Source organism: Spirosoma endbachense (assembly GCF_010233585.1).
GTDB lineage: Bacteria > Bacteroidota > Bacteroidia > Cytophagales > Spirosomataceae > Spirosoma > Spirosoma endbachense.
Window position 1 is genome coordinate 4,065,334 of record NZ_CP045997.1, and the last position, 15,220, is coordinate 4,080,553.

The 15,220-nt window shown below is 44.9% G+C and carries 10 protein-coding genes and 1 pseudogene; 7 read left to right on the forward strand and 4 right to left on the reverse strand.

Annotated elements, in window-relative coordinates:
* Positions 1–108: 108 nt before the first annotated feature.
* Positions 109–2,078: pseudogene (locus tag GJR95_RS42805) on the reverse strand (sigma 54-interacting transcriptional regulator).
* A gap of 9 nt (positions 2,079–2,087) precedes the next feature.
* Complete coding sequence (locus GJR95_RS16420) at positions 2,088–4,370, reverse strand: sensor histidine kinase (protein ID WP_232541214.1); 2,283 nt, start codon at positions 4,368–4,370, stop codon at positions 2,088–2,090.
* Positions 4,371–5,173: 803 nt separating this feature from the next.
* On the opposite strand from GJR95_RS16420, the gene GJR95_RS42150 reads away from it, so the two are divergent.
* Positions 5,174–5,395: a hypothetical protein gene (locus tag GJR95_RS42150; RefSeq protein WP_232541215.1), complete on the forward strand. Its 222-nt coding sequence runs from the start codon at positions 5,174–5,176 to the stop codon at positions 5,393–5,395.
* Positions 5,396–5,555: 160 nt separating this feature from the next.
* Positions 5,556–6,107, forward strand: coding sequence for a dihydrofolate reductase family protein (locus tag GJR95_RS16430; protein ID WP_162386900.1), 552 nt, complete (start codon positions 5,556–5,558; stop codon positions 6,105–6,107).
* Between the two features lie 168 nt (positions 6,108–6,275).
* Here the strand turns inward: GJR95_RS16430 and GJR95_RS16435 are convergent, their stop codons facing one another.
* Positions 6,276–8,201 (reverse strand): glycoside hydrolase family 97 protein, encoded by a 1,926-nt coding sequence (locus GJR95_RS16435; RefSeq protein WP_162386901.1) that lies wholly within the window; start codon positions 8,199–8,201, stop codon positions 6,276–6,278.
* Between the two features lie 259 nt (positions 8,202–8,460).
* Here GJR95_RS16435 and GJR95_RS16440 point away from each other — a divergent pair, with 259 nt between their 5' ends.
* The 5 genes from GJR95_RS16440 (at position 8,461) to GJR95_RS16460 (ending at position 14,287) form a co-directional block, all read left to right on the forward strand.
* Complete coding sequence (locus GJR95_RS16440; RefSeq protein WP_162386902.1) at positions 8,461–9,015, forward strand: hypothetical protein; 555 nt, start codon at positions 8,461–8,463, stop codon at positions 9,013–9,015.
* Between the two features lie 369 nt (positions 9,016–9,384).
* Complete coding sequence (locus tag GJR95_RS16445; protein WP_174260210.1) at positions 9,385–10,497, forward strand: alcohol dehydrogenase catalytic domain-containing protein; 1,113 nt, start codon at positions 9,385–9,387, stop codon at positions 10,495–10,497.
* Entirely contained in the window at positions 10,494–11,282 is a 789-nt protein-coding gene (locus tag GJR95_RS16450) for an alpha/beta hydrolase (protein WP_162386903.1), read from the forward strand. Before GJR95_RS16445 ends, GJR95_RS16450 begins: the two co-directional genes overlap by 4 nt.
* Before the next feature lie 126 nt (positions 11,283–11,408).
* Positions 11,409–11,978: a DJ-1/PfpI family protein gene (locus GJR95_RS16455; RefSeq protein ID WP_162386904.1), complete on the forward strand. Its 570-nt coding sequence runs from the start codon at positions 11,409–11,411 to the stop codon at positions 11,976–11,978.
* 854 nt (positions 11,979–12,832) lie between these two features.
* Positions 12,833–14,287, forward strand: a complete 1,455-nt coding sequence (locus tag GJR95_RS16460) for an alpha/beta hydrolase-fold protein (RefSeq protein ID WP_162386905.1) — start codon at positions 12,833–12,835, stop codon at positions 14,285–14,287.
* 329 nt (positions 14,288–14,616) lie between these two features.
* On the opposite strand, the gene GJR95_RS16465 is transcribed toward GJR95_RS16460, so the two are convergent.
* Complete coding sequence (locus tag GJR95_RS16465; RefSeq protein ID WP_162386906.1) at positions 14,617–15,042, reverse strand: hypothetical protein; 426 nt, start codon at positions 15,040–15,042, stop codon at positions 14,617–14,619.
* Positions 15,043–15,220: the final 178 nt, after the last annotated feature.

Here is a 15,220-nt window from a genome sequence, read left to right on the forward strand (position 1 = left end):
TACAAAATAGAAAACGGAACCTTCCCGTTCCAATATTTTTGGAGGCAATACGATCCGGCTCCTAAACTTTTGGAGGTGATGTTGTTACGCAAAGCCTATAAGGCCCAGTCAGGTGCCTAAATCACCCCGCTGAATACCCAACTTAGCTAGTCTAGCTTCCAGGGTTGTCGGCTTTATTTTCAGTAATTCGGCGGCCCCATTGCTACCTCGTATTAGGCCGTTCGTTTTTTTGAGAACAGAGATCAGGTATTCCCTTTCTGTCTCTCTTTGAATACGCCTAACATCCCCGAGCGTTTCGATCTCTACCTTGTCAGATAAGTTGGCTATTATACCCACGAGGCTTTGCTTTAATTCCAGTTCGGATTTCCCGTCATTGAGTATTACCGACCGCTCCAACACATTCTCGAGTTCACGAATATTTCCTGGCCAGTTATAAGCCTGCAATTCTTCAATCATTGAGGCCGCTATTCCGTTGAAATCCTTGTTAAACTCTTTGCAGAACCGGTTGGCAAAATAAAACGCCAGTGCCATTATATCACTTTTTCGTTCGCGAAGTGGCGGCAATGTTATCGGGAAAACATTAAGGCGATAATAAAGATCAAGCCTGAACCTGCCTTCGGCAGCTTCACGTTCCAGATTTCGGTTAGTAGCTGCAACAATACGCACATCGACTTTCCTGGGCGACCTGCCTCCTACCGGGTCAATTTCCTTTTCCTGTAAAACCCGCAAAAGCCGCACTTGCATGTCCAATGGCATTTCACCGATCTCGTCTAAAAATATTGTTCCTTCATGGGCTTGCTCAAATTTTCCTTTCCTCTTTTCAATAGCACCGGTAAATGCTCCTTTTTCATGGCCAAATAGCTCGGATTCAATCAATGACGCCGGAATAGACGCACAATTTAGTTTTATAAAGGGACCGTTGCTTCGTGCAGAGAGAGCGTGAATGGCCTGCGCGATGCTTTCTTTTCCGGTACCACTTTCACCAAGTATTAGCACTGAAGTTTTGTAAGGCGCCACCTGCGTCGTAAGATCTAAGGTGGCCAATAAAAGCGGATGCTTCCCGATAATGCTATTAAATTCCGGAACCGCCCCTGGATGATCCTCAGCGTCATTATGCTTCCTGTCGGCAGATAGCCCTATCGTGGAAGTCGGTGGCACATCAAACTGAACTAATTTTTCAGTAACGTTGGTCAAATAGCTAGTGAAAAGGTTCAACACGGCCAGGTGACTTTGAGCATACATATCACGCCGACGGCTATAAAAAGTATAGTGAACCCAGGATCCGTTGCTAAGAGCGACCGGAAATACCAGGTATGACTCGATATTGAAACAGTTTAACCAAACTTTTGCAATGGAGTGAGCGGTGCAGAATCAGTCGTTCCTCCATTGTTAAAAGTGGCCACATGGGTATCGGTATAACTGTTTTCAATGAGTTTGGATAAGGCATCGGTTTTTAACCCTGAAATTGTTAGTAACTCTTCCTTACCGATGAACTGATATTCATCAAATCCGACGCGTAAATAGCCGTAATCACTAATCTGGGAAGCCGTATATGGTCTGGTTTCGCATACGATGAGATCAAATGGAATAAACGTTCGTATTGCCTGGGCAATCTTCAAAAACTTCTGCCTGGCGTCCGAGCCTTCATGGCTAATTTCCAGCAGTTGCCTTTGCAAAAGTGCTTCCTGCCGCAATTTTGATTCGAGCCTGTTCTTGTGGAGATACATGGCAATATCCAATGCTACCAGTAAGTCCTTCTCCCTGAATGGCTTGACGAGAAATCCGTAAGGTTCCGTTTTTTTCGCTTCTTCCAGTACCTTTTGGCTTGAATTGGCGGATAAGTAAACAAAGGCAATATCTTCAGCTTTTAGTTTTCTGGCGAGATCAATGCCAGACTCGCTTCCATTCAATCTGATATCCAGCAGCACAAGGTCGTGTTTATCGTTTTGCAAAATCTCATAGGCTTCCTCTGCCGAAGCTGCAATCCCACTCACACTATAGCTGGCCTGCCTTAAAAGTATACGCAGCGAATTGGCTACCACAAACTCATCCTCAACAATCAGTATCCTGGCGCTCATATAAGTTGGTTACGAATTTTTTGCAGGCAAGGTCGTTTCCAGGTGTTGCTTACTTGATGAAATAAACCTGACGGTCACAAGCACACCGTTACTGTTTTCAATCTTGAAGTGACCATTCAATTGCTTCGCAAGCCCCTGCATCAGTTCAAGCCCCAGCGAGTTATACTCCTTTATGTCAAGTCCTGCGGGCAGGCCAATACCATTATCAGCTATTTTTAGCACTAAAAAATCAGGTCCGTCCTGTTGAAGTTCTATACTCACAACGCCTTTTTGCCCATTTAGAAAAGCATGCTTAATGGTATTGACAATACTTTCGGTGACGATCAATCCAAGGGGAATTGCCTGTGATACATCAAGAGATAATGGCTCAATAGTCTGTCTAAAAGTGATCTGGTGCTCGTCATCGAAACTCTCTTGCAGGTAAAGCGTCAGCTCATTAATGTATTCGGGCATGGCAATGCTGGACGTATTTTCATCCTGGTAAAGCTTTTGATGAATTAAGGCCATCGCCTGCATCCGGCGAAGGCTATCCTTTACGGCCAGTCTGGCTGTGTCATCCTGTAAATACACCGATTGTGAATAAAGCAAGCTAGTTACCATCTGAAGGTTGTTTTTAACACGATGATGAACTTCCTTCAACAACCATTCTTTTTCTTTGAGGAGTTTGTCCTGCTCGGTATTTAGTGTTTCTAAAAAAAAGTTTTTTTGATCCAGTTCTCGCTGACTCGCTACAAGTTTAAGGTTCGTTTTTTGTTTGATAAGATACCGGTTAAATAATAATGAGATAATGATCAGCATTAGCACCAAACCAGCCAACGTTATATTTCTGGTCCGGTGCGCCTGCTCGGTCTTTATACGCTCTAGCTGATTCTGGCTGTTCAACAATTGGATGTTTTTGTCTTTTTTCTCTGTCTCGTATTTCACTATTAACTCTTCTGCTCGTTTCCGCTGGTCATAGCTAAACATAGAGTCGGCAAACTCATAACTAAGCCTAAGGTGTCTGATCGCATCCAGGTGACGCCCCTCCATAGAATCAATTTTGAACAGATTATAATAATAATTGTCCTTAGCCAGTATATCGAATGGAGACGTGTAGCCTTTTCCCCGCTCAAGATAGTCTCTCGCTTGCCTGGTTTTACCAATTGTGCGGTAAAAGGTCGAAATCTGGAAAAATGCCGTAGGGAATTCGTCATGGATATATTCCTCCGGAAATTTTTCCGCCATGGTCAAAAAGACTTTGTAATTGCTTTCCGCGAAACTGAACTTCTTTAAATTGCCATACGTCATTCCAAGCAGAAAGGTAAAGTGCATCTTGTCAAAGTATGAGTTGGGCGGATAATTTCTTTTTGTTTCTTTAAGAAGGAACAAAGCTTCTTTTGCTCTACCAATCTCATTAAGCGTTAGCACTTTGCCTATCACGGCTCTATACCAAAACAACCTTGTTCCGGGTGCCCTGTTTTCTAATCCTTTGTCATACCAGGTAAGGGCTTCATCCAATTTAAGTAGTCGTTCATAGACAAGTCCCCTTCGCGTATGGAAGTAACTGATAAATGTGGAATCGGCCCTGGAGGCCAGGCTTGCCAAACTTTTGTTGGAATAAGATAATGCATCGGTAAGTGCCCCTTTTCGGTAAGCCAGCCAGGATAATGCATCGTATGGGTATTGTTGATGCCGAAAGTTTATTCGGCTTTGAAGTTTGACAATTGTGCGTAAATAGTTTTCTGCTACATCATACTTTTTAGAAACAAAATAGTCAATGTTTATCAGAGAAAGGGTTTCAATTTCCTTTTCTTTTGCGTTTGCTTTTCTGAAAATGGAAAGGGCTTTTTCTAATTTCATAAGCCTTGCAGGGTCTCCGTAATGAAGTAATTCACCGGCACGCAGCAATATCTGGGCGGATGCCAGTTCGTTTCCCGATCGATCGCATAAGGTTACTATTTCATCAAATACTCGCTGGCCTTCAGCAGCAAATCCGGATTGATCAAGCCAATGGGCTCGAAGTGCCATACTTTCAACTTTCCATTGAATGGGCGCTTTCGTACTCAGAATTAAAGCTTCGTTTATGTATGTTGATGCCTGATCAAGATCTGCCTTTTCGGTGCCCGGCTTGAAAACGAAATAACTGCCCAATTCCAGCAATAACCGAAGCCGTTCTTCCTGACGCTGCTTGCTAAGCAATGCCCTGGCTTCCGCTATTCTTCCGGCATCCAGCAACCTGGTTCCCACTGACGGTTTTCCGTCTCCGTCACTATATCCCTCATTATAGGCAAGCAAAGGGCTTAATTCATACACTTTGCAGGGAATACGTATGGCGCTGTCCATATCGATCTGACCCTGACTAATGGTATGAATGTATTGCGCCGTAATACGGATTAACAATCGCTGTCTGGCAACGTCGCTATACTCCGCTCTGCCAGGCTGTGCATTTGCCAAATATCCAGCCATGACAAAGATGGTCACTAGACCTGATACAAGCGGCCCAAGACGTGTAAGGAGAAACGTACATCCCATAACAAGAATATCATCATACTGAAATAACTATATCTATCTGAATATCATACCCTTAATAATTATATGGTTATAAAGTTAACGACTAAATAAATAGTAAGTGAGGAAACCTGAAATTTTCAAAGTAAACCCATACCAGCACCAATCCATTCATTCAACCGTAATAGACAAGACTTCGCATGACACTTTGCTCCAATCTTTCTTCCTGGTCCACAGTCTATTTATTCACCCTATTTAAGAGGTATACACCTGAAAGCTTCTTTGTCTAAAGCACGAGGTTTGGTGAGATGACTGATCGTTGTGTAAGCAGCTGTCACAAAGTAACATTTGTCGTAATTAACCCCCTAATTCGGCGTAAATGGCATCTTTCTATTACCAACGATGGCAGTAGCTTTGTCCAAACTAAACAGCGATCATCAATGCCAGTCAATAAAGATGTAACGCAATTTTTAGAGCAGCTTAATCACCCCCTTCGCAAGGAAATCGAAGCACTACGCGCAATAATCTTATAGGCAGAGAATCGACTAGCAGAGAATATTAAGTGGAATGGCCCAAACTACTCGCTTGATGCCGAAGATCGAATTACCATGAAGATTCAGCCACCAAAACAAATCCAACTAATAGTTCATCGAGGTGTAAAAGTTAAAGAACAGCCAGAGGAACAACCGATACAAGATGGTGCTGGCATTTTGCTCTGGAAAGGCAATGACCGGGCGATTGCGAGCTTTGTAAGTCTGTCTTCCATCATTTTAGTTGAGAATGCCTTAATTAAAATTGTGCAAGATTGGCTTATTGAAACAAGTGCCTAAACTTGATTTTAGGTGATCTGCCTGTCTCCTCAAACGCCCAACTGCGCCCAGGTAGCCCGCTTTGGTAGTGGCAACCTTTTTGCCATGAATCAATCGCCCTAATGACAATTAATGTCATCTCTTATTTTTGGCATATTTCTTAAAAACAAAGACCAATAAAATGAGAACGGTAACCTTCGCTATGAATATCAGCCTGGATGGCTATTGTGATCACACTATCTTCAATCCCAGTGAAGAGGTGCATGATTATTTCTCCACCCTGTTGAACGATGTTGATCTGCTCTTTTTCGGCCGTGTTATGTATCAGCTCATGTTCCCCTATTGGGCCGATGTGGCAAAAAACCAATCTGGCACAGCCGATGAAAATAGATTTGCTGAACGACTTACGGCTATCGATAAAGTGGTTATGTCACGTTCATTAAACCAAGTGGAGTATACTACGCGACTTGTTCGTAGTAACCCAGCCGAAGAACTTCTGAAACTGAAGCAGCAACCCGGCAAAAAAATTTCCGTAGACAGTGTAAGTCTGCTTCCGGAATTAATCTCAGCAGGCCTTATCGATGAATTTCATTTGGTTGTCCATCCGGTGATGGTGGGGAATGGGAGATTATTGCTCGATGGGGGCAGCCTTCAGCAGAACCTTACGTTAAAGCTGGTTGATATGATCGTTTTCAAATCCGGCTCTATAGCGCTTCACTACCTGAAACAGTGAAGGAACGAATGACGACAAATGCAATCGTTCTATTGTCGTAGCGGATAGTAGGATCATCTCAAATTCCTGCCGAAAGTTAAGTGTTACCTGATCCCTCTTTCATCTCAAACGGGAGCGTTTTTGTAAGATAATTATTCAGTAAAGGCGATATGCCTAACTCGTCCAGTCTTACTCATTAACAAACTGGATAATAAAACCTCCTTTGGGAGCAAAAGCGTACTGCCAGGTAGACGGGATTGGATAGGTTTCCGTTTTAAACGACATCAATGGATTTTCGCCTTCCATAATTACTCTAAATTTAGAAAAGCCCTTTGCATACTTGGCAAGATTAAGTTTGACAGGTACAACTTTATTCGTACCATTTATTCCGACAATGTAAGAAAGGCGGTCCTTCTGACGAGAGAGTATAAGTTGCTCACCCGGTTCAGCCACAATGCTTTCAGTTTTATCCCAGCTGGCAGGCATGTCTTTCAATAATTGTCGAACCGGCACAGGGAGTGAATCGAACACCTCTTTTGAATCCGCAAAATGAATAATGCCGGACGTATATATCATAGCAGTAGCTAGTTCATGAACTGCTGTGTTCAACCGGGGATATTTTCGGATGGTTAGTGCAAACGGTGTGTAGTCCGTCGGGCCTGCTACATTTCTGGTGAATGGCAATACTGTATTCTGCTCGGCGGCTTTATCAGGATATCTAGGTTCATAAAAATAACTCTCCGTTCCTAAAACAGCTTCCGCTGTCATGAAATTTGGCCATGTTCTATGCCAGCCTCTTGGAACGGTAGATCCATGAAGGTTTACCAGTAAATGTTCTTTAGCGGCATCCTCAAAAAGTGACTGCAGGCAAGCCATCACCTCCTGCCTGTCTGAGCACCAAAAATCAATTTTAACCCCTTTGACGCCCATAGCCGCCAATTCTTTAAATCTCTTTTTTCGTTTTTCTGGGTCGAAATACGCTGCCGAATAGCCCCACACCATTGGTTTGACCCCCTGGGAGGTAGCCTTGGCTATGATCCCTCCTTCTTTGTCGGCTTTCTCCCAGCCAGCATCAAACAGCGTATAGCTGAAACCGAAAGAAGCGGCAAGAGTAGTGAATTGGTTATAAATTTCTGGTGAATGATCATCAGGATGGGACCACCATGACCAGGTGGCTTTGCCCGGTTCGATCCAGGAGGTATCGTCAATTTTAGAAGCAGGTGCTAAATCTGTAATTAATGTTGACAACAGGATGTCCCCCGCCTGTTCACCAACGATGATCACTCGCCAGGGCATAATCCAGGGAAGACTGGATGTTGGATGATTGTTTTCACCCAGGGGAAGGGTATATTTTTCGTCTGTTTCAGCAAACGCAATTTTATACAGTCCACCCTTTGAATCAGGTTGCAAATGACAGCCTGGATACGAACCATCTGTTCCGGACTCCGCAACTAAAACCCAGTTTTTACTTTCATTTACCTGAAATAGGGCAGGCATACACCACCCCACAGAAGGATTACGGGGATTGCTTATTGAGTCGCCGGGATGTATTTTAAGGTAAAAATCTTCATAGCCTGGGGTGTACTTTCCTGCTTTATTATAAGGCTGCAACCATCCCTTCGCATTTTTTTCAATCTGAAATCCAGTAATCTCATTGTTGATCACCCGAATTTTTTTATCCTGATCTGGAAAACGGTAACGGAAAGCAACGCCCTCATTTCCGGTAACCAAATCAATGATCATGAGTGCGCCTGACCTATTTTTAAACGTTATGCTCTTACGTTCAAAAACATGATCTATCGTTTTAAAGCTACCTACCTTCGAGTCGTATTTCTCCCTTCTTACTTCAATGGGTGAAACGTTAACGACTGAGAGTCCAGATGTAAAATTCTGATCGTCACAGTTGAGGCCAAGTGGAGAATCGGAAATAATGATTTTATCTCGGCGTGTTACCTGGTAATGCAATTCTCCATTTTTGCTCAAGGACAATGTAATAGTATTTGATCCAAGCTTCGATCTCAGGCCCATCGATTGGCTTGTTGCTTTAAAGCCGCTGAAAAGAAAAATTACGCCGGCTAAAACGGTAAGGACTTTAAAAATCAATACTTTTCTCATTCTACTACTTGAGGTTCTTATTGCCAGCGCGGGGCAACCCGTGAAAAAACATAGTTTATCCCTAAAGCTACTTATTCTCATTAAAGAGAGCGTTTTTACGAGACCTTTATCCAATGCTCGGTCGCTTTTCACGAGGGGTCAGACAGTACACTTTTGGAGAATTTTTCATCTCATTAACATTCTTTTACAAACCATTAACTAGATCCCTGCACCAAGACGTGTAGGTTTGTTGAAACCCTTGGCCATAAAAAAAGAACTAATGATAAAATACTTACCCGTATATGCATTGTTGTTGATATTTGTTTTTTACACTTCCGGTAAAAAACAAGACAAAGGCGTCGTCATACAAAACAGCGGACCCAAAGGCGGACCTTACACTCATCCAACAGGGGAACGATTTGGACGAGGAATATTCAGGACTCGTGTAAGTAATGAAACGGATTCTCCGGTTGAACTCACCATTAATTTTCCTGCGGATTCATTCCCAATTCCATCTTCAGCCGGCTCCTACTTTAAATTATTTCTGCCTCCAGACACAATGACACTCGCCAAAGAATCTTTGTATGACTACGGCGCAACAGGGTTACTAACTTTTTTCGATACTAGCCTTCATAAATCGACCAGGTTGCAAAAAACGGTCAATCCTAAAGAGGAGTACCTTTTCTATACCGCATTGCTTATGCACGTGCCTGATAATGGACCCGTACGAACAGGAATTGTCTTAAACGACAAAGACCTTTTTTATAAAGTTAGCATAGGCGGTCAGCTTGATTCAGCATTAATACCCTGCGGACATATTATTTATAAAAAATGAGTTAAGTTTTTTAAAACGCCCGTGGCTGTTGCACAACTCTGCTCTCTACAAAGCCCAGAAAGGTTTCTTGAGAAACCATTGACCATTCTACTTTTAGGGCTGTTGCTTGGTTAATCGTGGACTTAGTAGTGACCTTCAGATTGAAGGCGAAAGCCACTATCGCTACTCATGACAAAAAAACATACTTTCGGGGTAAATAGCAGGATAGGAATCTGGCTAACAGAGGAGAATTTTACAGGAGAATTAGGACATAAACACGATGATGACCCGCTCAACTAAAAATTTGATGACTCAGTTAGCCGAGCAATCAAGATAGATTCGTATATAGTCGAATAAATTCAAGATCACTATATAAAAAACGGTAAAGACATGATTCAATGTCAGGCAGCTATTGCCGATGGAATTGGTAACCACACGATTCAACCCATCACCATCACCGACCCGCAGGGCGATGAAGTGCTGGTACAAATCAAGGCCGCTGGTATCTGCCATACCGACTGGGATTCCCAATCCTGGGCCAAATCCTTAGTGATGGGACACGAAGGCGCTGGAATCATCGTCAAAACCGGCCCAACCGTAACTACTCTTCGGGTGGGCGATGCCGTAATGCTTAACTGGGCCATTCCCTGTTACACATGCTTTCAGTGCCAGGAAGGTAATCAGCACATCTGCGAACGCAATTCAGCCGTCACCGCCGGCAATAAAGTTAGCCAGGGACACGCCACTCTTTCCTCTACGCAGTATAACGGCCAACCCATTGAGCGGTCATTTGGCCTGGGCACCATGAGCGAATACGCACTGGTGCGGGAAGCCGCCTGTGTCACCCTGCAAGTGGACATGCCCTTTCCGTCTGCCGCCATTGTGGGATGTGGGGTGATGACCGGTTATGGTTCCGTGGTCAATGCTGCCAAGGTCAAAGCCGGGTCGTCGGTCGTAGTACTAGGCACCGGGGGGGTGGGCCTGAACGTTATCCAGGGGGCTCGCATCGCCGGGGCCGCAAAAATTATCGCAGTCGATGTGAATCCGGGCCGGCTGGAGATGGCCCGATTCTACGGGGCTACCGAAACGGTGCTGGCCGACAAATCCGATAAAAACCTTTTGGAAGCCGCCAGACAGGTGAAAACGATGACGCAGGGACGCGGGGCTGACTATGCCTTTGAGTGTACGGCCATTCCCGCTCTGGGAGCCGCTCCACTGGCGATGGTTCGTAACGCGGGCGTGGCCGTGCAGGTTAGTGGCGTCGAACAGGAAATCAGCATCGACATGAATCTGTTTGAATGGGATAAGGTCTATATCAACCCACTTTATGGCCAATGCCGACCTCAGATCGACTTCCCGATTCTCCAGCAACTCTACACCAAAGGCGATTTATTGCTGGACCAGCTTGTTACCCGTACTTATGCCCTAACTGACTTACACCAAGCCTTTGCGGATATGCACGCGGGCCGCAATGCTAAAGGCGTTATCGTTTTCGAATCATGAGCCGTTTTTTCACGACTAAAATCGCAGCTTTTGAGGGGCTGCATTTTATCACGGTCAAAAGCAATGCCTTAAACCGGCGGGCCGACTTGACCGTTTTTCAACCCGCTCAGGCCATAGGTATGTCGGGAATTCCGCTGGTGATTCTGTTACATGGCGTGTATGGCAGCCATTGGTCCTGGGTGGCGCAGGGAAACGTTCATCAAACGACGCAAGCGCTTATTAACGCTGGGCAAATCAGGCCAATGGTGCTGGTAATGCCTTCCGATGGACTTTTTGGGGACGGGTCAGGATATGTTCCTCACCGGGATGACAATTATGAAACCTGGATTGTGGAGGATGTCATCGAAGTGGTTCGGGAGCAATTTTCAGACGTTACGGCGTCTTCACCTGTTTATATTACGGGCTTGTCGATGGGTGGCTTTGGCGCGTTACGATTAGGTGCCAAATATCCGCAGGTCTTCCGGGGTTTCAGTGGCTTGTCGTCCATTACGCATTTTGATCAGTTACATGGTTTTGTAGCCAATTTTGCCACTTTACAACGCGATGCCCTGGAGCAGGATGGTGTACTGGACTGGCTGCTGAAAAACAAGGCAATTCTGCCACCGTTCCGCTTCGACTGTGGCGAAGACGATCCGTTATTGTCCGCCAACCGGAGCCTACACGAATCGCTGGTTGCACACCACATTGATCACATCTACGAGGAGTTTGCCGGGGCACATGCCTGGGATTACTGGCAAACACACATTGAAAGGACCCTGCTTTTTTTTAATCAATGTACCCCTTAATCCGCAAAGACAGGTATTTTTTGCCGAAAATAAAATGACAAACCTAAAGGCTTACGCCAGCAAAGAGTAGAAAGTTAGTTGGCAAAATAGCTATATTTCTACCCTATGTTCTAAATTCTTACATCTATGAATCGAAAAATTTTAATCGTTACCGGCGATGGTGGCGAAAGTTACGAAACCCTCTATGCCGTTCACCGCTTTCAGGAAGAAGGTGATACGGCCGTGATTGCCGCCCCCAGCAAACGTAGACTTAACCTGGTTATGCACGATTTTGAGCCTGGTTGGGATACTTACATCGAGCGGCCCGGCTATTGTATGGATTCAGATCTGACGATAAAGGAGGTAATAGTAGATGATTACGACGCGATTTTACTGTTAGGTGGCCGCGCCCCTGAATACCTTCGTAACCATGCTGCTCTGCTAGAGATAGTCCGCGAATTTGACCGGCAGGGTAAATGGATCTTTGCCATCTGTCATGGGATACAGATTCTGGTCACGGCCGGTTTAGCGAACAACCGAACGCTAACAGCCTACGAACATGTACGCACTGAAATTGAAATGGGTGGTGGAACGTATTCTACCCAACAGGCCATCCGTGATCGGAACATAGTAACAGGGCAGACCTGGCAATCGCATCCCGAATTTTATCGCGAAGTATTTGCTTGCCTGAAAAAACCCGAACTAGTGGAAAAATAAACAATTGATAGGTCTAGTAAACAAAGAAGCCCGGCATCACTACCGCATAGCCGTCAGGTCAAGGTTTTACGCTCCTAACCTAAGTCATCCCGAAGCTTGAGGGATTGCCTCAAAAGCGAAAACCTTCCGAAAGTAGTGCAGGGCGACCTGTGCCGTGCCAACTACTAACCGGAAGGTTTTCTTATAGCCAAGGACTCGATAAAAAATCGGTATCTCAACCCAGGATGTCAGTCAGCAAGCACCGTATTTTCACCGGCGACTGCAAGAATTCGTTTACACACTCACGCAGCGGTTAGATCGACTCCTTGACCGGAGCTTCGTGGAGCCCTTTCAAGCCCTGCATGAGTACCTCATTTGCTTTCTATAGAACAGCTTAGGCTTATTACTGACTGAGCTAGGAAGCCAAATGCCCGATAGCAACACGCACCAGCGGGCACTTTGCGTTTCAGTACCCTGCTTTACAATTAAGCCCGGCGCCTTATCCTGCTCGATGACTTCCTCCTGATCAAAGCCCATGAGTTAGTTCACCGGCTACAGAATCAGCACCAGATTGGACTTGCTACGTTTGTAGTAGCAGGTCTGCTGATTCGTCTCTCTATGGCCATTTGAGAAGTAGATACATGAAGACTCCTTCGTTGCGAGGAAGTGCCTTATTTGAGAATAAGTAACTATCCTATACAAAATCATTTTAAGCCTGATAGAGTGTCAGACAAAGGAATGTGTTTCATATTATGCTGATATGCAACCAACCTAGTACTCGTAGCATCTTCTCGAAAAAGCCCGTAAACATGATGTTGATGATGAAAAAGGCCGTTACCCTCTTTTTGCTAGTTTGGTTGGGGAGCTGCCAGATAATGGCCCAGCAAGTTCCCGGAAAACGGGATTCAATCCACTCGGAAATACTAAAGGAGAAACGGTATTTTCAGGTGGTTCTGCCAATAGGATACGATGCGGCTTCAAAGAAAAAATATGACGTGATCTATGTGCTCGACGGGGACTGGAACACCAAACTCCTCTCTGATGTAGAGCAGCTTCTTGGTGAAGAAGGTCGAATCCCGCACAATATCATTGTCAGTATATTCAATACAGATCGGAACCGGGATTTTCTACCCACTCATAACCAAAGTAACCAGACCTCGGGTGGTGCGGATCAGTTTCTAAACTTTCTCAAGAAGGAGCTGATACCCTACATCAATAAAACGTATCCATCCGACGGCGAAAACACCTTGTTTGGCCACTCCTTTGGTGGGCTTTTTGTCACCTATGCTTTGCTGGCTGAGCCGCAGCTTTTCAACTCATATATCGCGGCCGATCCCAGCTATTGGTGGGATAATAACGTGATACTCAAGATGGTTCCACCCAAATTGACCACCTTGAAGGTATCCGACAGAATGTTGTACGTTACGGGCAGAGAAGGATCGGGAATGAACGATATGCGCATCCCGCAAATGGATAGTATACTCAAAACGTATGCACCGGCCACACTTACTTGGAAACTAGTCGCCTACCCGGATGAATCGCACGGCACTGTACGACTTAAAAGTGCCTATGATGGGCTCAAATTTAGTTACCCGAACTATCATAAGGGCGGGATCGTCTTTCATCCGATGAACGGGATGCTGTTAAAGAACAAGCCGATCAGCCTTTGGGAACTTTCCGATACGACCAATGTACGCTATACCACCGATGGGACTGAGCCAACGCGATCCTCTGCTCAATTCAAAAAAGAAAACATCTTAACCGGTCCAGCCAAAGTTATCATCCGGCGTATGACCCAGCGGCCCAGTAGCGACGAGTCTTTTTCGGGGAATTTCGTGACTAGTGATTATTTACCGCCAGGCAAGCTGGATCGCTTTATGAAACCGGGAGGGTTCAATTATGCCTATTATGAGGGCTCATGGAGCAAATTGCCGGATTTTACAATCCTCAAGCCTGTAAAAACAGGCAGGATCGATACGAGCTTCGGCCTTGACAAGTTGCCCCGGCAGATCAATTTTGGGCTGGCCATTTGGGGGCAACTCAAAATACAAGAAGATGGGTATTACCTTTTCGCTATCGATGCGGACGATGGCTTCAAGTTTTACCTGGAAAATCGCTTGCTAATCGATTATGACGGGCAACACGGGGGAGAAGCACTGGGCGCATCGTATATCGTCCCGTTAAAGAAAGGCTTTTACCACATCCGACAGGAATATTTTCAAAAGGAGGGTGGCCGTAAACTTGATTTCGAATATGTATCGCCAGGGGCCTTTGCTTCCAAACATTCCACAGGTATACCCTTAGCGCTTCAATATGGGATAACTAATTAAAATGACGCTACCTTTCCCTATTTCACTGTCGCTTTATACGCCCCATTAAAGTAGCAGCTATTTGATAACTCCTTCGTCTCAAAAGGGAGCGTTGTTCCATATCGGTCTATTTTTCTTCTGAATCGCCCGAAAAAATATTGCCCTAACCCCAAAGTAAACAATTTGTGATTAGAGCCAAAAAGCGCAACTAGTCGTCGAATAAAAGGGTCTTTTAATAGTTCAATCCAAAGCTGCTTTCTTTAGGGTTTATTAAAAATCAACATACTTAGCTGGCATAGGGAGTCAAGCCTCGTCCATTTCTCCTACTAGCTGCCAGAACCTGGCAATCTTCACTTTTTGGCAACAATTTTATACGTCACTCCCCCCTCAACTGTATTGAAGGTTAGTATACCATTCGTAATGTCACCATTCGCATTTCCATTCGCAGTAGCCGTGATGGAATATGATTTTTGAAAAGTGATCACAGCCGGTGTCCCACTGAGTGGTACGCTTGGTATAAGGCTGGAACCCGTTAAGGATGTTTTATATACCATATCCACCACGTTATTACTTACGCGGTTTAAAGTCATCGTATAATTTGCACTGGATGGTATAGCAACTGTTGATGTTGACTGAGTTATGCTATTTACGACGTAGGTTCCGGCGGCTGAAGTTGCCAAGTCGGGTGCAACAGGATCGTCATTCTTTTTGGAACAGCCTACGACAAAGGCTACGGCGATCAGCACTAAAAGCAGGTAAATGTGTTTGATTTTCATTGATTTGCCTGGTTGAATGAGCTTGAATTACCACTTAACTAATTCTAAACCTGTCCGGTCAGTCGAGACCTGCCGAACGAGCAAAAAACCTTACCTCTGAAACGTGCAACCTGTCACTCGAGGCCCGACACTGACATTTTTTTATACTTGGCCAGTTCACCCAACCGTTATTGGTCTC